Source organism: Allobaculum sp. JKK-2023, from assembly GCF_034745455.1.
In the GTDB taxonomy this organism is placed as follows: domain Bacteria; phylum Bacillota_I; class Bacilli_A; order Erysipelotrichales; family Erysipelotrichaceae; genus Allobaculum.
In genome coordinates, this window is the sequence record NZ_JAYERV010000003.1 from 2,834,813 (window position 1) to 2,855,865 (window position 21,053).

Sequence of the window (21,053 nt, forward strand, 5' to 3'; positions counted from 1 at the left end):
AATTGGACATTCTTCCAAATTATGAGGCTTACAGGCCTCCTATGGGTCTTATAGGCTTTTTGACGTTCGAATGGCTTCTTTGCTTGTCCTGCTTGGCTGGTTTTGGGCAAACATACTTGACCAGAAAAATGAATCAGGCAAATCTTTTCTGGCCAGATTCAGAAACAAAGAGTCCCGTAAGCTGAACAGGCATAAGATGCAAGCTCAAAACCAAACGATTCGGCCTGAAAACCACAGGGTCAGCCGCAGAACCATCAGGATCGACACGTGTTGATTGCTCCCAAAAGGCTGCCAAGGTATGGACAGGGAAGACTTCTGTCTCTTCTTTGAAGAAGATCAGAGATTGCGGTCAGTCCAAAAATGATGGGAGTTATAGGATGCAGGACAGAAAGACTGGCGGGATCCTGATGGGCTGGCGATTCGGTTTGTATGGATGGGAGTGTAGGGAAAGGGGTGGGCAACGTTGTGTTCAGTATGACAGAAGCAGCCTGTAAATTCTGAACTCACGCCCATTGTGGGGCAATCTTTCCACTTAAGGTCCATCCTGGTCCAGACTGACCTGACTTGAAACTGTTTCTTTCTGCCAGCCAAAGTTTGAGCGACTTTTTTGCTTTCTGTTTTGCCCCTTACTGCCCCCTTTTTTGCTGCTTTTTTGCTGCTTTTTAGGTGCTTTTTAGGTTTTGCTTTTTCCTCTGGTGTAAAATTTGATTTTCAATTTTATAGAACCAGAAGACAGAAGAGTGGGACGATGAATTAGACAGCTGAAACTGATAAGATAGGAAACGGACGATCAGAAAGGCTGATCGCATCCGCATATAGAGCCATGAAAGAAATCAAAACAGAAAAATTTACTGAAAATTCGATAAGCATCCGCTGGTTTGCTCCTTTAAAAAAGGAAAGTATTACCGCGTGGAATCTGCTCAACTTAATGTTATCGGGGCGTACCGAAAAATACGACACTCGTGAAAAAGTCTCCAAAGCCGCCTCTCATGCCTATGGCCTGCGCAATGGGTATGGTCTGACGGGCTATGGTGACAAACTGATGATTGAATACCGCATTTCCTGGATCCGCCCGGATCTGATTGATGATCCAGCCTACCCTGGGGAAGTGCTGACGATGATGGATCAGGTGCTCAATCATCCCGTCTTCAAAGAAGAACATCTTAATGAAGCCAAATACCTGCTCTCCAACCGTCTGAGCCAGCTGGCTCAGGATCCGGATTCGAGAGCGCTGCAGGAAGCGATGGCTGCAGCCGGTAAGGGGACAAAACTGGAAATCCGCATGCAGGGTTATCTTGAAGATCTTGACTCTGTCACGCTCGACCAGATCAAAGAGCTGTATGCCTCTTTAAAAGAACTCCCACAGGAAACAATGGTTGTCGGTGTTCTGTCTGATTCTGTCCGGGCGTATCTGGAAGCCAACTATCCCGGTCAGCCTTTACAAACGACATGGCGAGCTTTAAAAGCTTCTGTTCACCCACCTGAAATCCGTCTGGAAAAAGAAATTTCGCAAAGCTCACTGGTTCAGATTTATGAAACTGGCATTCTGCCGCAGGATCCAGAATACTTTGCGCTCATTGTCCTGAATGCCTTGCTTGGCAGCAGTTCCGTTTCCTTGTTATTCGAGATTATCCGTGAACAACATTCCTACTGCTACTCCATCTCCAGTTCTCTGATCCGCTTTGACGGGGTGCTGGTTATCTCAACTGGAACCGATCGGGATCATCTGGATGGCGTCAAGAAACTGATTGCCCAGATTATTGAAGACGTCCGGACGATGAACTATTCCGAACAAACCTTTGAAACGGTCAAAGGCGAAATCTGTGACAACATGGCAGGTCAGAAGGATGCCCCGCTTGGTATGGTCGAGCAGGAGTTCTTAAATGAAATTCTCAACCGACCAATGCGGGTTGAAACCATCATGGAACGCGTTATGGCCGTGACACGTGAAGAAGTCGCCCATGCGGCAGCCAAGCTCAAACTGGCGGCCAGTGCCGAACTGGTTCAAAAGGAGGTCGAAGCCGATGAGTAAACGATTACCGCTTGAACGTCAGATCAGAACTTTACCCAACGGGATGAAAGTCATCCTGATGCATAAGGAAGACTTTTCCAAATCTCTGTTCATGATCGGTATTCCGGCTGGAGGAACCAACATTACGGATCAGATCAATGGCCAGATCATCAAACATCCAATGGGGTGTGCCCACTATCTTGAACACCAGATGTTCCGCCTCAATGGGGAAGATGTCACGTACCCGCTGGCAAGAGTCCGTGCCAAGACCAATGCCTGTACCAGCTATGATGAAACCTGTTACTACGTCTGGACGAATGCCGATCCCTTTGAACCCTTAAAACTTCTGATTGACTTTGTTCAGAATCTTGAAATCTCAGAGGAAAGCGTCAATAAGGAAAAGGGCATCATTTTAAGTGAATATTCCCAATACGAGCAGGAACCGGAATCCAGACTGCTCAATGAGACCTTCAAATCGCTCTACGTCAATCATCCGATGCGGGAAGATATTCTTGGCCGGCCACAAGATATTTCCGGCATGAGCGCCAAGCATCTTCAGGATTTTTATCGGACCTGGTATGATCCGGCTCAGATTGTTCTGGTCGGGATCACGGGTCATGATCTGGAGCCGATCTTTAAATGCATCGAAGAAAAAGAAGCAAACTATCCTTCTTCCTTTGCTTTGGATTCGACAATTGAGCGACTTTTGCCTGAAGAACCAGAGGAAGTCCTGCGCAAAGAATTCGTCCTGCCTATGGATGTGGATCTCAATTATGTCTGCCTGGGGGTCAAACTCAATCCCTGCCGCAAAGATGGCCAGCAGATTGTGCGAGATGATTATATGCTGAATCTGTGGCTGAATGGCATGTTCGGTTCCATGAACCCACAGTTTCAGACCTGGCTGGATACCCATCTGATTGGCGGCATGAGCGGGGCGGAGGGAGATCTCAACCGTGACCATGGCTACATTCTGATCTACGCTCAGAGTGAAGATCCAAGAGCCTATCTTTGGGCCATGGAAGAAGTGCTCAGAAAGAAAGAACCGCTCAGTCAGGATGTCTTTGACAGTCTGCTGATCCGTGAAAAAGCTTCTTCGATTCGTCTGGCTGATCGTTTTGAAGCGCTGGCTTTCCAGAGTGTCGAAGGGTATTTTGAAGGGTTTGATCCTTTAAAAGATCTTGAAGTCCTCGACAGCATCACGCTTGAAGATGTCACCAACTTCATCAACGACCTCGATTTTTCGCAGATCAGCCATACCATCATCCATCCACTTAAAGCTGACTTCAGTCTGGAGTCTGTCCAATCGGAAGCAAAAAACAGCTAGACCGTTTTGAGTCTGCCTGCTTTTGGGCGTTCAGCACTCAGTTATCAGTCCGTAAGCCTCTTGAGTCCTATTCGCTCCATCAACTCAACCAACTCCACCAGCCCCATTCTCTCTGGTCAGAACACCAGAGTGCAGAAAGGGGCTTTTTTGATTTGGTTTTCCAGTATAAACATTCATTTCATCAACATCGGCTTCGATTGCACTCTGCGGCCAGATTCGATTGCTGCTCCCCTTTCTGGTGCAGAAATCAAAGGTGAAGAAAACTCGAAGCGGATTCTTTCTATCTGACGATAACTTTGAAAAAAGATGGATTTATCAGGTTAATCTGCACTGATAAACCGGAAATTTGAATTGTTTATCACCAGATAGCTGATTTGGTGAATTCCAGCCAGTGGCCTAGACTGTAGCCAGATATGAGAAGAGCTTCAAAAGAAAGGAGAGACTATGAATCAGTTCTATCTGGTGGGCAGAATTGCGGCCCTGCCCCAGCTGCAGACAAGCCCGGCCGGCTGGAAAACCTGTCACATTCTGCTGGATGTGGAGCGTCCGTTTGCGAACAGTCATGGCAGCTATGAAAGCGATCTGCTTTCCATCGAGGTCTGGCGCGGTGCTGCGGAAACGTTGTGTGCGACCGCTCAGATTGGCAGCTGGGTAACCGTCCGGGGCCGGATCACAGGCAGCCGCTGCGAATATGAAAAGGAGCGTGAAAAGGAGGAGGCACGCATCTACAACCTGGTTGCCGAAAAAATAGAGTACATTCACTGTCCCTGATTGGACATAACCGGATAAAAACCGGATAAAATCTGATCTGTTTTTTCCTTCGATATAGAGGTGGCAGAGATAGATATGGATTTTATAGGAAGGGCGAAAAGTCTGGAAAATATTTCCGGGGCAAGTGAAATGGAGCTTTTGAAAAACGAAAAGCAAAACTGCCGGCCAAGATCTATCCGATCTGAAAGCAAAAAGAAAGAAGAGAATAAAAAAAGTCCGTTTCTTCCAGACGGACTTTTTTTATTCGTGAAAATCAGCCCTCTTTTCTGATTTCCATGAAAAAAAGAACTGCCCGAGGGCAGTTCTGAACTGGCTGAACTTATCTGTTGTAGTACTCAACGACGAGCAGTTCATTGATTGGCTGATCTTTGAACAGTTCGTTACGTTCTGGGTAACGTACGTATTTACCTTTTCTTGCGTCTTTATCAACTTCTACGAAGTCAACAGTCGCAGTGGCAGCTTCGATCGCGTCTGCGATGAAGGATTTGTTTTTATCTTTTTCAGCAACTTCGATGATGGATCCTGGTTTAACAGCAACGGATGGGATATCCACTTTCTTGCCATCAACGAGGATGTGGCCATGGTTAACGAGCTGACGGGCAGCGCGGCGAGTTGGAGCGAAGCCCATACGATAAACGAGGTTGTCCAGACGGCTTTCGAGCATGACCAGGAAGTTTTCACCAGCAGCGCCTTCTTTGCGGCTGGCTTTTTCGAATAAGTTCGCAAACTGTTTTTCAGAAAGCTGATAAACGTTACGAATTCTCTGCTTTTCCTGTTTCTGGATACCGTAGTTAGTCAGTTTTACGCGACGTGTTTTTCCATGCTGACCTGGAGCATATGGACGTCTTGCGAGTTCCTTGCCTGTTTCTGATACAGAGAAGTTCAGACGGCGGGAGACTTTCCAGGTAGAACCTGTGTTACGAGACATGTATTTTTTCCTCCTATTGTCTTTAGACAAAAACAATAACGGGATACAAATCTCCGCTGCGGGTGCACCAGACGATGTTTTCTACAGCCAGCTTACTGTTACTCACATCTCTTACGCTGCTGCGCCTTGGCCGCGGCTTTGTATGCTGTTAATTATTCATGCCGGACTAGCATACCAAAATTAAATGGCAATGACAACTAGATCATCCAGAGGGATTGTGTGAGCTGGTGGAACTCTTATGGTTTGGGTATGGGAGAAGTCAGATCAGGAAAGAAGAAAAAGCGGGGAACGAAAAGGAGAATGAGCGAAGAAAACGAAGAGCGAAGAAAACGAAGAGCGAAGAAAACGAAGAACGAAGAGAAGGGATAGGATGCCTGGCGGCTGCTGATTTTCTCTTCCGATTTTTTCAGTCATTTTTTCAACCGAGAGAAAGTCCCGCCTCATTATACTTGTTGCAAAAAAAATCGAAAACCAGACTGAAAGGGGATCACGACTTGGCAGGAATCGGATCTTTTCAGTTCTCTGGCGGATTCCATTTGCAAGGCAATCTTCAATTTAAAAAAAGGGGGGAGTATCCATGAATAACCAAAGGATCTATCTGAATAAAGAAAGACTGGTGGCATTGATCGATGCCGTTCTTGCCATCATCATGACTCTTCTCGTCCTCAATCTGCAAAAGCCTGTTCAGCCTACTCTGGCTGGATTCTGGGCTTTGCGCAATTCCTATTTTTCGTATACTCTGTCCTTTTTCTGGCTGGGCATTCTGTGGCTGTCGCCCAACCAGTTTTTTGCGCAGATCAATGTCATCGGCAGTCGGACAGTGATCATTGGCCTTGTCATGTTGTTTGTCTGCTCACTGGTCCCTTATCTGACCATGCTTGCCAGTGATGACTTTCACAGTCAGCTGATTCAGACAATTTTTGGAGTTGGGACGGGATGGTCAACTTGCTGTTTATCGCCTTGCTTCATACTATGGACGAATGTGCGTATGAACCGGCCAGCCTGCCCATCTATATTCATGAACAGACCCGGCTGCTGCTTTACAGTCCGGTGACCAAGCTGGCGGGAATTGGAATCTGCTGGATGGTTTATCCGCCAGCAGTTATGTTTTCGATTGTCTTCTCGATTGTTTTCTCGATTGTTTTCTCGGCTGTTTTCTCCGTTTTGTATACGAACGTTAAACCTTTGAAAATTGGCAGGGCAGACAGAAAGACAGGCGCTGAAGCCAGATCAGTTTATCCATGATGAATTTCCCAGCTGCTTTTTGGAAAACTGATTTTTGAATGATCTTTTGGGGCGAACAGATCTTAAAATGGCTGTATAAATCCGAAAACTCTCGCAGATCTGGCAGTAATTCAAGCAGGATTGCCAGAACCCTGATTTATAATGGAATTGTCATCCAAATCGCAGCCAGGTCCGCTATATGGTTTTGGCTGTCTTGTCCTGATAAAACTGCCCATTGTTCTGCCACACTGACGCAGAATAAAGAATCACTGTATGTAAAGCAGAAAGCCGCTTTCAAAATGCATTACACATAACTGTTGTGTGCAAAGAAAATCGCGTTTGTTATAATGAGAACCGAATGCAAGGGGGATGCTATATGCAAGATGCCTGGAACCAGTTTGTAGACTGGTGTAAGACGATATACACATATGTAACAAGTCATGTACCAATGGATGTCATGATTTATATTGGGATAGCGATTTTAATTCTGATCCTGATCGGAATTATTTCAAGGATGCTCAAGAAAAGACGTGTCTCCAGACGCCTGTCTGAGCTGGAAATTGATGTCAATGAAATCCGGACCAACAGTCTGCAGTCCAAGTACAACAAAGCCATTGCCTTTGCCAGAGCCAATGAAGATCTTTCGGAAAGAGTCAACGAGATTAAACCGAAATACGAAATCTGCATGGAATCGATTCAGGCATGTGAAGACCTGTACGAAAAAGCCTTTGATTTCTTCTCCCGCCATAAATATAAAAAAGCGATCCGCGCGATGGACGAAGTCGAAACTGTACTGGAGGATACCGAAGAAAGAATCCGGATTGTCACTCAGTCTTTGGATAACGTTCTCTCCCGCGAAGCGGAAGTCCGTAAAAAAGCAGAACAGCTGAACGAACAGATCCGCCGCCTGCGCAACGCCTATCTCGATCACAAAGCCGATTACCGCAGTGGTCAGGAATTTATGGATGGTCAGTTAGCTGCCATTGAAGCCAGCCAGGCTGTTCTGGATGAAAAGCTCGAGGGAGCCGCCTTTAATAAAGCAAAAGAAGAAATCGACCATATCAATAGCAAGTGCGCAGAATTTGAACGCTATATGCAGGAATATCCGGCCCTGTATCAGAAAGCCTGTGTTGAACTGCCAAAAGGGATTGAAGAAGTCAAAAAAGCAGCCGGCCGCATGGAAGCCGAGAAAATCGATCCTTCTTATCTGATGATCGATGACAAACTGGATGCGATTCAAAACGCCCTGAAAGACACGCTGATCCGTCTGGATAACGGTAACCTTCAAAATGCAGCCCCGGCTATTGATGCGATCACCGATCAGGTTGTCGCCTTGCAGGCTGACATTGAGCAGGAACATGAAGCGTTTTTGGAAATCCACAAAAACCTTGAAGGCAACTTCGGGGTTGTGGATGATGTGGAACGTGAACTCAATGACATCACTCGTCTGTATGCCTCCATCAAAGACCGCTTTGGTCTGGAAGACTGGACGCGCCGCTTTGCCAAAGCCCGTGAACAGATGGAAGCTTTAAAAAACCAGCGTGACCAGATCCAGAAAGCCCTCGAAGAAAGTGATACCTATCAGGTGGAAGTCATCGATGGCTATCGGACCTTCTCTTTAAAGATCGAATCCTTTGGCAAAGAAGTCAGTGACATGAAACAGATGCTTGTCGGTGCAAGCAGCGATGACAATCGTGCCCGCAAGCAGCTGGTCAAATTGCAGCTGATTCTCAATGAGGTCAGACTCAACACCAGTATCAAAGCACTGCCGGCTATTTCTCAGTCTTTTAACGATGATCTTGAACAAGGCGAACAGAAAATTGCTGACGTGCAGAAGATTCTCAACACATCGCCACTCGATGTCAAAGAGCTCAACAGCAAGCTGCAGGATGCAATCGACTTTATTTATAAACTGTATTCGAACGCAAGCAACCTGGTGGGCGTAGCCGTCATGGTCGAAAACGCAATTGTCTTCGGCAACCGGTTCCGTTCCAGCTACCCGGCACTGGACAGTGATCTGAACAAAGCAGAAATCTGCTTCCAGAACGGGGAATATACCAGAGCCTTAAAGATCGCCATTCAGGCCATTGAAACGCTTCATCCGGGAATTTATGAGAAGCTCGTGGCCCGCAAAGATCCGGCGGTCATGAATCAGGTATGATTTATTTCGACAATGCAGCAACCACTCCTGTCAACCAGGAAGTTGCTGCTCTTTTTGTAAAACTGCTTGGTGAGTATGGAAACCCGGATTCCCTCCACCAGCTGGGCAGAAAGTCACACCGCCTGCTTGAAGAAAGCAGAACCCGCATTGCAAGCATGCTGGAGGCAAAACCGGAAGAAATTCTCTTTACTTCCTGTGCAAGTGAGTCCAATTCCATGGCTGTCGTCGGCTATGCTTTAGCCAACCAGCACCGTGGAAAGCGGATCATCACTTCCAACTCGGAACACAGCTCAACGACTGCGGCAATGAATTATCTCGAATCTCTCGGTTTTGAAATTGTCCGTCTGCCCATTCAAAGCGATGGTCGTGTTCATCCTGAAGATGTGCAGGCAGCCATGACCAAGGACACGATCCTGGTCTCCCTTCTTCATGTCTCCAACGAAATGGGGGCGATCACTGACATCAAAGCCATTGCGGATATCGTTCACCAACATCCGACAGCCGCCTTCCATGCGGACTGTACCCAGAGCTTTGGAAAGCTGGAGATTCCATTTACCGACCTGGATCTGATGACCATGTCCGCTCACAAGATCCATGGCATGAAAGGCTCCGCCCTGCTGAAAAAAAAGAAAAATATCGTCCTGCAGCCGTTGATTTTTGGCGGCCAGCAAGAGCAGGGACTTCGCGGTGGAACCGAAAATGCCCCCGTCCATATTGCTTTGGCCAAAACCATCCGCCTGGCTTTATCGAACCAGAAGAAGAACATGAAACAGATTCAGGCCGTCCGGGATCGAATTCTCGAACGGCTGCCGGAAATTGGCGGCGTGAAAGTTCTTTCTCCAGCCGATGCCAGTCCGACGATTCTGTGTCTTTGTTTTGAATCCATGACCAGCCAGGTTCTCCAGAATGCTCTGGATGAAAAAGGCATCTGTGTGTCGGCCATCAGCACCTGCGAATCCCGCCATGCCGGCGCCAATCCGGTCTTAGTCAACATGGGCTGCACCCCCAAAGAAGCAACCCACAACATCCGCCTGTCTTTTGGCGAAGACAACACCATCCAGCAGGCTGATCAGTTTATCGATACAGTAAAGGAGATCGTAAACGCTTATGGCTTACCACTATGACCATATTCTGATCCGGTACGGAGAACTGTCCTTAAAAGGCAAGAACCGGAAAAACTTCATTCAGAAACTCAAAGACAACCTAAAAAAAGCCCTCGCCGGTTTTAAAGACCTCGAGTTTGTCACTGAATACGACCGCATGTACATCTATCTGCATGGCCATGAACTGGAACCGGTCTGCGCGATTGTTGGCAAAGTGTTCGGGATCTCCTCTTTCTCTCCGGCGATCAAAGTTGAACCGACCATGGAAGACATCCTGGGGGGCGTTGAACATCTGCTTGATCTTGGCACTCCCAAAACGTTCAAGGTGCAGGCAAGACGCCATGATAAAATGTTTCCCGTCAACTCCGATACCATTAACCGCACTGTCGCCAGCATGATTCTGAAAGGCAGCGACTGGAAAGTCGACGTCCATACTCCCGATGTGCTGATCATGATTGAAGTCCGCCAGGATGCAGCCTACATCATGACCGATAAAATCCCGGGGGCAGGCGGCTTTCCGGTGGGGATTGGCGGCCGGGCCATGGTATTGCTCTCGGGCGGTATCGATTCTCCGGTTGCCAGCTATCTGATGATGAAACGCGGAGTTCATATTGAAGCCGTTCACTTTGCTGCTCCGCCTTACACCTCTGCCGATGCCAGAGAGAAAGTCCTCAGCCTTGCCCGTCTGATTGCTCCCTACCAGGGCGATCTTGTCGTGCATGTTGTCCCCTTTACGACTTTGCAGTTAGCCATCTACCAGTATGCGCCGGAAAGCTATGCGATCACCCTCATGCGCCGCATGATGATGCGCATCGCCACCGGACTTGCCAAAGAACGGCATTGTCTGGCGGTGGGCACTGGCGAATCCGTCGGTCAGGTGGCCAGCCAGACGCTGGAGAGCATGTATGTGATCAACAACGTCACCACCATGCCAATTCTTCGTCCGGTTGTGTGCATGGATAAAGTCGAAATCATCAACATTGCCCGGCATATCGGCACCTATGAAACTTCTATTCTTCCATTTGAAGACTGCTGCACCATCTTTACACCAAAAGCTCCAGTCACCAAACCCAAACTGGACAAATGTGAAGAATACGAAGCCCGCTGGGACTGGCAGACTATGGTGGATGACTGCATCAAAATGGTCGAAACCATCCGTGTCCAGCCCGGGCAGTCCCTTCAGAAAGATGAAGAGGATCTGTTCTAGAAAACAGAATTGCAAAACCCAATCTAGACTCAATTTAGACTCAATCCAGTCAGACTGCTCCGCTTTTCATATCCCGCATGGAAACAGAGCAGTTTTTCTTTGCCTGGCCTGGAGGCGCTTTGAATCATCCGCAATCCATGAAAAAGCTATAATAGGGATATGAATTGCCCAATCTGTCACGAGCCCCTTATCCATGAGGGCCGCACCTTTAAATGTAAAAACAGCCATAACTTTGATCAGGCAAGACAGGGCTATGTCAATCTTTCCCGCAAACAGAAAGCCTCAGGCGACAACGCCCTGATGGTCAAAGCCCGTACTGCCTTTCTGGAAGCCGGTCCCTATGATTTTTTAAGACAGGCCATCCTGGAAACCCTGCGCAAGCTTCACCCTGATACCTATCTTGATCTGGGATGCGGGCAGGGATATTACACCCATGTGTTTTCCCAGGCTGCCAAAGAGGCCTATGGCATAGACCTGAGTGTTCCGGCCATTGCCCATGCAGCCGGTCAGGATAAAAAGACACAGTACGTCGTTGGAAGCATTTATGATCTTCCTTTTGCAGATAAAAGCATTGACGCTGCCACATCTATTTTTACTCCCATCCCGGCTCAAGAAGCTGCAAGAGTTCTCAAAGACAATGGCTATCTGATCACCGTCACGCCCGGGACAATGCACCACTATGAACTGAAAGAGCAGCTCTATGCACAAGTCCGGTTCAATCCGCCTTTAGAGCCGATTCAAGGCTTTGAACTGGTCGATCATCAGGAAATCAGTCAGGTTGTGCACGTTGATGATGTGATGACGCTGCTGGAAATGACGCCGTATTTCTATAAAACCCCGAAAGCGGGCATTGAAAAGATTCAGTCTTTGAAAAACGGCCTGGATGTGACCTTTGACTTTGTGCTGAGTCTTTGGAGGAAAATAGATGAAAGTTAAAATCAGACGCTGGGGAATCAATGGCGAAGGGATTGCTTACGTCAACAAAAAAGCGATCTTTGTCGAAGGCGCCATCCCTGGCGAAGTCGTCGATATTATCATTGATGAAGATAAAGAAACCTATGCGATCGGCCATGTCCATCGCATTCTTGAAAGCGCCCCCCGCCGAAGAGAGGCCATCTGCCCGCACTGGCAGACCTGCGGCGGCTGTTCTTTGATGCATGTCGACTATAAAGGTCAGGTGCGCATGAAAGAACATGCCATCGAAGAAGCATTGCGCCGTTATGCCGATTACACCGGTAAAATCGAACCCATGATCAAAAATCCCGATCCGCTTGGCTACCGCAACGCCTGCAAGCTGCCATTCGGACTGGATGAAAATGACCAGACAACAACGGGCATGTTCAAAAAGGGAACCAACGAATTTGTTCCTTTGGATCGCTGTATCATCCACTCCAAAAAACTCGAACATGTCCGCGCGGCTTTGATGCCGCTCGTTCAGCAAGCCGGTCTCAGGCCTTCGACGAAAGATCATCCCGAAGGCCTGATGACGCTGGTTCTCAAAGAATTCGATGGCAAAGTCCATGTTGTCTTTGTGACCACCGAAATGGAAATCCCGCAGCCGCTGGTGGATCAGATTCTGGAAACCATCCCTGAAACGGCCTCGGTCTGGCAGTCCATCAAAGAACCAGAGGATCCAGGCTATGAACTCTTTGGCCAGAAAGTCCTGCATCTTGGCGGGGATATGAAGATGACCCTGCAGCTCGATGATTTTGCGCTCGATCTGCTGCCTAAATCGTTTTTCCAGCTCAACACCCGTCAGGCGGTCAATCTGTATAAAACTATCGCCTCCTGGATTCCGCCTCATTCCGACTTTTTAGTCGAAGCCTATTCGGGCATCGGAGCGATTTCATTATTTGTGGCAAATAAAGCCGACAAGGTTCTGGGGATCGAATATATTGAAGATGCGGTCGTCAATGCCAATGAAAACGCCCTGATCAATGGCAAGGAAAATGTCTCCTTCATCTGCGGCGATGCAGGGGAGGAAATGACAAAACTGGAAAAAAGCAAGATCGATACCCTCATCGTCGATCCGCCCCGTTCCGGCCTGAACAGCCAGATGAAGGAAGCCATTCTGAAATCTGAACCGAAAACCCTGATTTATGTCTCCTGCAACCCTTCCACGCTGGGCAAGGATCTGGCCGTTCTTCAAAGCAAATACGAAATTGAGCGCGTTCAGCCTTTTGACTTCTTCTCCCAGACCCCGCATGTTGAAACGGCCTGCCTGCTTCGACTGAAAGCTCCAGAAAATTTCACATCCGTAAAGGAGAAGGAAAAAACGATCAGCCGCAAGACTTGTAAGCCATCAGCCAGAGACCACCGCCGTCCATCAAAAGACAATCGAAGGCCATCAGGCAGACCGAATGACCGCCGTGGGGGCAACAAGCCTTATCCACCAAGAAACCGGTCGCCAAAAACCAGATAAGCTGCAGCCATCCGCTCCATCTTTTTCATTGAACAGAAATACGAAGCGAAAAGCCCGGAAAGACTTTTCGCTTTTTTACCGTTTCGATAGGATGGAATCATCCAAAGAGAAGAATCAGGACAAGAGAAGAATCGAAAAAGAAAGGAGACTTGCCTATGAAGAATCAGGAAGAAATTTACAGATTTGCGATGAAATATCTTCGTTTGTATACCAACTCCAAAACAACGGAGTTGGATGTGTTTGAAGGATTTTCTGAGCAGTGTTTTGCGTTTGGATTTGAGATGGACTGCGGAAACCGGTTTATCGAGCGGTTTGGAACAAATGCTTTTTATGAAATTGACGGGCTGGAGCAGATCATTGGGGACATTGATGAGATCTCACTGATTACTTCTGCCATTTTTTCGCACTGGCGCTATGTCACCCACTGGTCCTATTGCGAACATTTGCTCGATGAAAACCACCGGACCTGGATGGCCACCGCCTTGGAAAGACTTGCTGAAATGACAAGACCACCCGAACTGGTGGAAGAAGAAAGCCGACAGATTTACAACGCTTCTCCTCTTTTTGAGGGTAAGCTGTGGAAATTCCAGCTCTCCTCACCCAATACAGGATATTGCGCAGCACCCTACCGACCAGACTCTGAAGTTGAGCAGCAGCTGACCATTACAGCGGATGGCCGAATCAAGCTTTTGCGCTATCAATTTGGAACTGCATCAGTCCATCATGAACTGTTTGAAAAACAGAATTATCGCATTGCACCAGAAAGAGCCGCTAAAATCATGGAAGCAGTCAGCGGCTATTTTAAAAAGGAGCATCGAACGGATTTCGTAACGGATATCAGTCCATGGCAGCTGACATTGACCAATGCCGAGGGGAAACGGTATAAAGCCTCCGGCCCATTATGTTACGATCCGCCTACGCCATCGGGTGGCTTATCCGATCTGATCCGGGCAGAGCTGGGCCGTAGTGATCTGCTTGTTTTTGATGGCCTTCCCGATGTCATCCAGCATGTCGAAATTCAGTATTGCCGGTATGCGGAAGATGAGAATTCTCTTTTCGAAGAACAGGAAACAACAGAGAAACCAGAAGTCCTGGCGGATCGCGAGTTTCTGATTCTGGATGGGACCTCTGGTACTTTGGACTATCGAAGAGAAACCAGCTCGGGATTTAAAGAGAACAAAACCTGGAAAGCAAGCCAATGGGTAATGGAAATTCTGGAGGATCTTGTCTGGATTGCGGAAAGTCTGGATGAAGAAGGTGAAATCATGAATGATCTGGATACGATGAATGAAAGCTCATTTTCCAGAAGGAAAGAGAAACTCCGCCGGGCTGATGCGTTATCCTTTCCCAAATATTCTGTCCGGATTACCGCCCGGCATCATGGGCGACTGAAGCAGATCACGAGTTCTTTTGACCAGAATGAACTTCCAGAAGTATGGCTGGATTTTATTGAAGAAATCGAAGATTTCACGGCTTCGTTCAGAACCGGTGAAATCTTCGGGGCCAGCCGCAAGAAAAAAGGATCCTCTGAACAAGACCATTTTATTTTCTGCAATGTTGTCTTTGGTCATGGAAAGCGGACCTACTCATATCTTGCTGATCAGGATGACTTTGCTTTGGAAGATCAGGTGATTGTTCCGGCTGGTGCAGACAATCATGAAGCCATCGCCACCATTCGATCCATCCAGACCTACTCAAAAGAAGAAGCGCCGTATCCTATCGAAAAGATGAAACATATTCTTCGCAAATATAAAGATGAAGCCTCAGATCGGAAGATCAATTGAGAAAGCCAATCGCAAAGAACACCAAGGACACTCAAAAAGAATAAAAAACTGAATGGCTCTCTGCCAGAAAGCAGAATGGATCCCTGGTATGAAAAGACGGACAGATTTTTTCAACTGGAAATCAAACAGAAAAAAAGGCCTGCCGCCTTTTACGGTTCACCCTGGTGCAGGAAGCGTTCAACAGAGGGAACAAAGTAAATTGATTATCCATCCTGAAAGAGAAATTCAATCGAAAAGGATAAGATAGAGTTGATACGTGAAGTGAATACAAAGGGGATGATTTCATTGAAAGTGAAAGTCAGATGGACATGGTCACTTGTCGAAGGCGCAATGATCGCCGTTCCTTTGATTCTGCTTTTTATCAACTGGAAGTACGGTCTGATCGCTCTTGCAATCGATGGCCTGGTCATCATCCTGTACTCTCTGTTGATTTTATATGTTGGCCTGAATACAAAAGTCGGCTTTGGCGCAGCGAAAGTCATCGAGCTGGCCGATAACCGCAAACTCAAGGACAAAGAGAAAAAGACCCTGAAATGGGTGCAGGACAATGCCAGACAACTCGATCTCCTCGATGCAAAACCGTATCCTTTGCATGGCTATCTTCTTGAGCCGGAGCAGCCGCCTAAAGGTCTGGTCTATATGTGCCATGGATTTGGCGATTATTCCTTTACCAGTGTTTTTGACCAGGCTACCCATTTTTATGAACTGGGCTACTCGGTATTCCTGACTCACTCCCGGGGGTTTGGTTCGGATAACGGAAACTGGACGGGCATGGGCACTCTGGAAAGAGAAGACCATGTCAAGTGGATCGAAACCCTGGAAGCGAAAAATCCTGATCTCGATATTTTCCTGTATGGCGTGTCCATGGGTGCTGCCTCAGTCATGAATCTGAGCGACCTGCAAGATCCGCAGATAAAAGGCATCATTGAAGACTGCGGGTATGTCAGTCTGTATGAACAGATGGATCATTCTCTGCTTTCGGTTTTGCAGGTGCCTGAATATCCAACGCTGCAGATCTGTGAATGGTTATGCGAACGCGTCTGCAAGTTTTCGATGAAGGATCTGGATGTACGCCCTAAACTTGCCCGGACGATCTACCCCATTCTGGCCTTTCATGGACGGGAAGATGACTTCGTCCCATTTTCGAACCTTGATCAGGTCATTCAGGCAGCGGGCCCGCATTTGGAAGATGCGTATTTCATTGAAAACGCAGCGCATTGCCAGTCTGCCTGCAAAGAACCACACTTTTACTGGACCCGCATTCAGGCTTTTCTGGAAGAGTATGGAACCAGTCAGAGAGCAGACACGGGACAGCCAATTCTTATTTCCAATGGCAATGAACAGGAAGGAACAGATTTCAAAACGAACAAACAGGATAACGACTTCAGCCATTGCCCAGGCAAGTTTTGATTTGCCTGGCCTGAGATCAGCTTTCAGCTTGCTTCAGTCAGGCACCACTCAAAAAGACGTCATGCGAACCCGGCTTTCCAGACAGGCCGGGTTTTTGTCTGCACTCGCGCACAAAAACAGGGAAGAAGATTCAGGAATAAGTTCAGGGGATGAAACTGTATGAAATAAACTGTATGAAATAAACTGTATGAAATAAACTGTATGAAATAAACTGTATGAAATAAGGAAAGCATCTGAATTAAGAATGGAAATCTGTTAAGCCAAATCAAGGGCACTTTGCGAATGACTGATTTACAATCAGATCGATACGAGCCCAACAGCTCATGTAAAGTTCAGGAGGGAAAATAATATGCCTTGTACAACAATTCTTGTCGGAAAAAATGCTTCTAATAATGGATCAACTTTGATTGCCCGCAATGATGATAATGGAACAGGCCGCTTTGATATCAAAAAATTTGCGGTTGTTCTGCCTTCTATGCAGCCATCTGTTTATCACTCGGTTTTATCCCATGTTGAAATTCCGCTGCCCGCAAACCCCATGCGCTATACTTCGGTTCCAAACATCGAACCAGAAGCGAAACAGCGCGGTCTTTGGGCGGCTTCCGGGATCAATGCAGCCAATGTTGCGATGACTGCAACGGAAACCATTACCACAAATCCCCGTGTTCTTGCGGCGGATCCACTGGTTGAATATGTGCCCGCCGCAAATGGCCAGCCAGAAAAAGCGGGCGGCATCGGGGAAGAAGATATCGTTGTTCTGGTTTTACCTTACATTCAGTCCGCTCGTGAAGGCGTAAAGCGTTTGGGAATGTTACTGGAACAATATGGCACCTATGAGAATAACGGAATTGCCTTTTCAGATCATGACGAAATCTGGTATCTTGAAACTGTCGGCGGCCATCACTGGATTGCACGCCGGCTGCCGGACGACTGCTATTCTGTGATTGCCAATGAATTCTCCATTGACTTCTTTGACCTGGAAGATGCAGTAACGACCCAGAAAAACTTTATGGCCTCGCCGGATATTCAGGAATTTGTCGAAGCCAATCATCTCAATCTTTCCAAAGGAAAGTTCAGTGCCCGGCTTGCGTTTGGCAGCCATACGGATTCTGACCATGTCTATAACACCCCAAGAGTGTGGTATGGTCAGCGCTACTTTAATCCATCCAGTTTCTCGGCCAGTGCCAATGATCTGGTCAAAGGACCAGCCAGCGACACGCTTGCCTGGTGCCTGCAGCCTGAAAACAAAATTACGGTCGAAGACGTGAAATATGTTCTCTCTTCAACCTACCAGGGTACGCCATACAGCGTGTTCTCTGGTGGACCTCAGTCTGGCCTGTTCCGGCCAATTGGGATCAACCGGACCATCTTTGTTTCCATTGCCGAACTGCGCAACGACGTTCCAGCTCCAATTTCCGCTGTCGAATGGATTGCATTTGGATCGAATGTCTATAACACGATTGTCCCTGTCTATACGAACATCAACACCGTACCGGCTTACCTGTCCAATACAACCATGACAGTCAACACCAATAACTTCTACTGGAGCAGCCGCCTGATTGCTGCCTTAGCGGATGCGCATCACGATCAGGAAATCATCTATATCGAGCGTTATCAGGAAGTTGTGGACTCCAAGGCAAGAGCTTTAATGCTCGAAGGGGAAAAGGCTTTCCATGCTGGTGACAATGCCGTAGACTTCTGCGATGCGCAAAACCAGAAGATCTGTGCCATGGTCCAGAAAGAAACCGACGATCTGCTTTATCAGGTTCTTTTCACCGCCTCCATGTTGATGAAAAACGGTTACGCCCGGGCTGACAACTAATCTGCTTATCCCTTGAACTGAATGGATCTTCTCCAGTCTTTGCTTTTGAATTGGCCGACACTCTTTTCGAATACAGGACGCAACGTGGATCGATCCAGTTTTGTGCACTAAAAAACTCCTTCTCTGTGGTGGAAGAAGGAGTTTTTTAATCCCCAAAAAGAGATCAGAGTTATCCACGATGGAACAATGAGAATTTCTTTGCGGCATAGGGTTCAGTGCGGATCCCTTGCAAAGAATAGCCGGTCTGGCCAATGGCCTGCTTCAAAGCTTCCTGATCGAGCGGCTTTTCAGAAAGAATTTCCGTTGTTCCTTTGCGATGGGAAGACGTCACTTTTTTGACGTCAAATTGTTTATAAATGACCTGGTTGATGTGCGACTCACACATGCCGCACATCATGTCATCGATTTTCAAGACTGTTTTTTCCATGTTCTATCGTTCTCCTTGATTGAAATTGCGTAGACGTTCATGAGGTTAGTTTCAACTTACTTAATGATTCAAGCATAGCACAATTCCATCCAGACAGAAATTTCAGTCTGAAAAGAAGTCCAGATCCGACAGGTGGAGATAGATCTGGAAAAAGAGAAAAAAGCAGAGCAGAACCATCGATCTCGTCCATCCAGAGCTGCGCTCAAAAAGGACGAAAAAGCAGCCTCTGCCTGGGTTACCAAGACTTCTTGACCACCAGATTTTATCCTTCAGCAGACCAGAGTAGACTCAGAAAGAGTGTTGAGCTGGCGCAGGGTGCCTGAAATACGGTCAGTCGCAAAATCCATCGTCTCGATGCGGTGTACTTTGCCCGGAAAGCGGCTGCTGACCTCTTCAAACATGTAGTGAACCTGTGGGGCAAGCAGAATCAGATCGTACTGATCATCTTCATTCGTCAGGTTGAATACGCTTTTTGCATCGGCATGAACCAGATCGCTGCCAAGTCTGCGGGTAATCAGACGGGCATACATGGTGGATGTAATGCCGCTGGTGCAGCAGATCAGCATTTCAATGGGCTGATGGAGGTCTGGAATCTTCTCTTCATTGTCGTCCTGATCTTCATCATGATAGAGGCGGTACAGAAAGACTTTGACTTTTTCGATGGAATCATCCAGATCTACGGCCTGGAAATGCAGGAAGAAAACCTGTTCGCCTGTCGCTTTTGCTTCCATGTATAACGAAACAATATCTTCATCAATTTCAATCTGAGCCAGGTATCGATTTGTGCAAAAGGAAATCGATCCACAGTCCGGACAGTGGATGCAAGTATCACTGAGGTTTTGATGGCGCACCCAGTTGAGCATCGCATGGGCATTTTCTCTTGTCTGTGGGGTGGGGGTATACAGCTGTGTCATGATCGTTCCTCCTTTTCCATGAATCTGAATTCGAATGATTTTCGATATCTTCACAAGTGTATGAAATTCGCTTTTGCTTTCGCTTTTTGCATGCTCATTATCGAGAAAGGTCTGCCACAAGGCAATCTTTCATCCGGATCCTGTAATGCCGTTTACACGGAAACCCATTTCAGGGCCGATTTTTTGTAAACGGCATTTCATTCAGTCCGATATATTAAAATCGAAAACGGTTTCACAGTCAATTCAGAAAACGAAACGAAATCATGGCTTTAACGAAGAACATGTCTGTAAAGATAGAGTTTATAAAGAGATATTGTAAAGAGACGTCATAAGAAAGCGAGGAAAAGAAGATGCTGCTGAGTGATAAATTCTGCCTGACTGATTTTTCAGAATCGGAACAGATCGTCGTCAATTATTTGATGGAACAGGGAGAAGCCGTCCGCAACAGGACGACCAAGGAAATCGCCCAGGCGACGTTTACCTCTCCATCCACTCTGATTCGGATCGCCCACAAAATGGGATTTGATGGCTGGGTGAGCCTGCGGGAGGAGTGGCTGAAGGAAAAGAACTATCTGGATACAGTCAATCTGGATGTTGATGCCAACATTCCCTTCAACACCCAGAACTCACAGATTGAAATTGCCCGCAATCTTGCCTTGCTGGAGCAGAATGCCTTGCAGGATACGCTGAATCTTCTGGACAGTGACCAGCTGTTTCAGGCGGTCACCAGGATGGATCATGCGCAGACCCTTTATATTCTGACAGACCCCTTCAATCAGGCCGCTTTACAGTCATTCCAGCTGAACATGCAGCGCCTGCATCGCCATGTCATCATTACCAACTGTCCGGCAACTTCTGCCTATACCGCCACAAAACAGGACTGCATCCTGATCATTTCCTATTCAGGCGAACTGGAAATTCTCAAAGAGTGTGTGGCGATTGTCAAAGAACGGGGACTGTCCTATATCTCGATTACAGGCCTTGGAGATAACTCGATTGAACAGGATGCAGCCGTGGCCCTGCGAATCTGCACCCGCGAAAAACTGACGGACAAAATTGCCAATTTTACCGTTAATATTGCGCTGACGTATCTGATGGACGTGTTGTTTGGCTGCATTTACCAGAAAAACTTTGAGTCCAATCTGTCCAGACGACAGGAGATCGGCCGAATCCTGGAAAAAGACCGACGCCTGAGCTCTCTGGCGGCCCTGGATCGGGAAGCGTAATGCAATAACAGAATGCCTGCTTATGAAATGGGACAGGCATTTTTTGCTGACAAGAAGAAAGGACCATGCAAAGTGGATTGAGCAGCCAAAGAACAGAAAAGCACCTTCCAGATCCAAACGTACCCATGTCAAGGACTGAAATGGACTTCAAAATCAAGAACAAAAAAGCGCATTCGCAAGAGAACAAACGGAACTGAAAGAGAGCAAAAGGAGCGGATGGAAAGAAAAGAGGCAAAAGGGAGGATTCGAAAAAACGCAGGAGAATCAGACAGTTCACAAACAAACAAAGTATTTGCATTTTTTAATCATAGAATTCAAA

Annotated in this window: 16 protein-coding genes; 13 read left to right on the forward strand and 3 right to left on the reverse strand. The window is 47.2% G+C overall.

Features of this window, described 5'->3' with window-relative positions; genetic code table 11:
* The first annotated feature begins 823 nt into the window (after positions 1-823).
* From U4956_RS11505 to U4956_RS11515, 3 genes are all read left to right on the forward strand, one after another.
* Complete coding sequence (locus U4956_RS11505; protein WP_323090834.1) at positions 824-2,032, forward strand: M16 family metallopeptidase; 1,209 nt, start codon at positions 824-826, stop codon at positions 2,030-2,032.
* On the forward strand, positions 2,025-3,335 hold the full coding sequence (locus tag U4956_RS11510; RefSeq protein WP_323090835.1) for a M16 family metallopeptidase: 1,311 nt from the start codon (positions 2,025-2,027) through the stop codon (positions 3,333-3,335). The genes U4956_RS11505 and U4956_RS11510 overlap by 8 nt, the downstream gene beginning before the upstream one ends.
* 444 nt (positions 3,336-3,779) lie before the next feature.
* Positions 3,780-4,106, forward strand: coding sequence for a single-stranded DNA-binding protein (locus tag U4956_RS11515; protein ID WP_323090836.1), 327 nt, complete (start codon positions 3,780-3,782; stop codon positions 4,104-4,106).
* 319 nt (positions 4,107-4,425) lie between these two features.
* Here U4956_RS11515 and rpsD read toward each other — a convergent pair whose 3' ends face one another.
* Positions 4,426-5,034: a 30S ribosomal protein S4 gene (gene rpsD / locus U4956_RS11520; RefSeq protein ID WP_323090837.1), complete on the reverse strand. Its 609-nt coding sequence runs from the start codon at positions 5,032-5,034 to the stop codon at positions 4,426-4,428.
* Positions 5,035-5,611: 577 nt separating this feature from the next.
* On the opposite strand from rpsD, the gene U4956_RS11525 reads away from it, so the two are divergent.
* From U4956_RS11525 to U4956_RS11565, 9 genes are all read left to right on the forward strand, one after another.
* Complete coding sequence (locus tag U4956_RS11525) at positions 5,612-6,088, forward strand: TMEM175 family protein (protein WP_323090838.1); 477 nt, start codon at positions 5,612-5,614, stop codon at positions 6,086-6,088.
* Positions 6,089-6,634: 546 nt separating this feature from the next.
* Positions 6,635-8,419, forward strand: a complete 1,785-nt coding sequence (locus tag U4956_RS11530; protein WP_323090839.1) for a septation ring formation regulator EzrA — start codon at positions 6,635-6,637, stop codon at positions 8,417-8,419.
* Positions 8,416-9,543, forward strand: coding sequence for a cysteine desulfurase family protein (locus U4956_RS11535; RefSeq protein ID WP_323090840.1), 1,128 nt, complete (start codon positions 8,416-8,418; stop codon positions 9,541-9,543). Before U4956_RS11530 ends, U4956_RS11535 begins: the two co-directional genes overlap by 4 nt.
* Positions 9,527-10,729: a tRNA uracil 4-sulfurtransferase ThiI gene (gene thiI / locus U4956_RS11540; RefSeq protein WP_323090841.1), complete on the forward strand. Its 1,203-nt coding sequence runs from the start codon at positions 9,527-9,529 to the stop codon at positions 10,727-10,729. The genes U4956_RS11535 and thiI overlap by 17 nt, the downstream gene beginning before the upstream one ends.
* Before the next feature lie 159 nt (positions 10,730-10,888).
* Positions 10,889-11,665 (forward strand): methyltransferase domain-containing protein, encoded by a 777-nt coding sequence (locus U4956_RS11545; RefSeq protein WP_323090842.1) that lies wholly within the window; start codon positions 10,889-10,891, stop codon positions 11,663-11,665.
* Positions 11,655-13,151, forward strand: coding sequence for a 23S rRNA (uracil(1939)-C(5))-methyltransferase RlmD (rlmD, locus tag U4956_RS11550; protein ID WP_323090843.1), 1,497 nt, complete (start codon positions 11,655-11,657; stop codon positions 13,149-13,151). Before U4956_RS11545 ends, rlmD begins: the two co-directional genes overlap by 11 nt.
* Positions 13,152-13,306: 155 nt before the next feature.
* Positions 13,307-14,935 (forward strand): hypothetical protein, encoded by a 1,629-nt coding sequence (locus tag U4956_RS11555; protein WP_323090844.1) that lies wholly within the window; start codon positions 13,307-13,309, stop codon positions 14,933-14,935.
* Positions 14,936-15,226: 291 nt separating this feature from the next.
* Positions 15,227-16,345, forward strand: coding sequence for an alpha/beta hydrolase (locus tag U4956_RS11560; RefSeq protein WP_323091503.1), 1,119 nt, complete (start codon positions 15,227-15,229; stop codon positions 16,343-16,345).
* Between the two features lie 349 nt (positions 16,346-16,694).
* Positions 16,695-18,167, forward strand: a complete 1,473-nt coding sequence (locus U4956_RS11565; RefSeq protein ID WP_323090846.1) for a C69 family dipeptidase — start codon at positions 16,695-16,697, stop codon at positions 18,165-18,167.
* A 169-nt stretch (positions 18,168-18,336) separates the two neighbouring features.
* Here the strand turns inward: U4956_RS11565 and U4956_RS11570 are convergent, their stop codons facing one another.
* The gene (locus U4956_RS11570; protein ID WP_323090847.1) at positions 18,337-18,594 is read right to left on the reverse strand and encodes a heavy metal-associated domain-containing protein; all 258 of its coding nucleotides are present in this window, start codon (positions 18,592-18,594) and stop codon (positions 18,337-18,339) included.
* A 269-nt stretch (positions 18,595-18,863) separates the two neighbouring features.
* Positions 18,864-19,508, reverse strand: coding sequence for a hypothetical protein (locus U4956_RS11575; RefSeq protein WP_323090848.1), 645 nt, complete (start codon positions 19,506-19,508; stop codon positions 18,864-18,866).
* A gap of 350 nt (positions 19,509-19,858) precedes the next feature.
* On the opposite strand from U4956_RS11575, the gene U4956_RS11580 reads away from it, so the two are divergent.
* Positions 19,859-20,734 (forward strand): MurR/RpiR family transcriptional regulator, encoded by an 876-nt coding sequence (locus U4956_RS11580; protein WP_323090849.1) that lies wholly within the window; start codon positions 19,859-19,861, stop codon positions 20,732-20,734.
* The last annotated feature ends 319 nt before the right edge of the window (positions 20,735-21,053 follow it).

Bases quoted from the DNA above. Each gene is read 5' to 3' on its own strand.
- U4956_RS11535 (WP_323090840.1), top strand. From the start codon at position 8,416: ATGATTTATTTCGACAATGCAGCAACCACTCCTGTCAACCAGGAAGTT.
- thiI (WP_323090841.1), top strand. From the start codon at position 9,527: ATGGCTTACCACTATGACCATATTCTGATCCGGTACGGAGAACTGTCC.
- U4956_RS11505 (WP_323090834.1), top strand. From the start codon at position 824: ATGAAAGAAATCAAAACAGAAAAATTTACTGAAAATTCGATAAGCATC.
- U4956_RS11545 (WP_323090842.1), top strand. From the start codon at position 10,889: ATGAATTGCCCAATCTGTCACGAGCCCCTTATCCATGAGGGCCGCACC.
- U4956_RS11525 (WP_323090838.1), top strand. From the start codon at position 5,612: ATGAATAACCAAAGGATCTATCTGAATAAAGAAAGACTGGTGGCATTG.
- U4956_RS11515 (WP_323090836.1), top strand. From the start codon at position 3,780: ATGAATCAGTTCTATCTGGTGGGCAGAATTGCGGCCCTGCCCCAGCTG.
- U4956_RS11530 (WP_323090839.1), top strand. From the start codon at position 6,635: ATGCAAGATGCCTGGAACCAGTTTGTAGACTGGTGTAAGACGATATAC.
- rpsD (WP_323090837.1), bottom strand. From the start codon at position 5,034: ATGTCTCGTAACACAGGTTCTACCTGGAAAGTCTCCCGCCGTCTGAAC.
- U4956_RS11510 (WP_323090835.1), top strand. From the start codon at position 2,025: ATGAGTAAACGATTACCGCTTGAACGTCAGATCAGAACTTTACCCAAC.
- U4956_RS11570 (WP_323090847.1), bottom strand. From the start codon at position 18,594: ATGGAAAAAACAGTCTTGAAAATCGATGACATGATGTGCGGCATGTGT.
- U4956_RS11580 (WP_323090849.1), top strand. From the start codon at position 19,859: ATGCTGCTGAGTGATAAATTCTGCCTGACTGATTTTTCAGAATCGGAA.
- U4956_RS11555 (WP_323090844.1), top strand. From the start codon at position 13,307: ATGAAGAATCAGGAAGAAATTTACAGATTTGCGATGAAATATCTTCGT.
- rlmD (WP_323090843.1), top strand. From the start codon at position 11,655: ATGAAAGTTAAAATCAGACGCTGGGGAATCAATGGCGAAGGGATTGCT.
- U4956_RS11575 (WP_323090848.1), bottom strand. From the start codon at position 19,508: ATGACACAGCTGTATACCCCCACCCCACAGACAAGAGAAAATGCCCAT.
- U4956_RS11565 (WP_323090846.1), top strand. From the start codon at position 16,695: ATGCCTTGTACAACAATTCTTGTCGGAAAAAATGCTTCTAATAATGGA.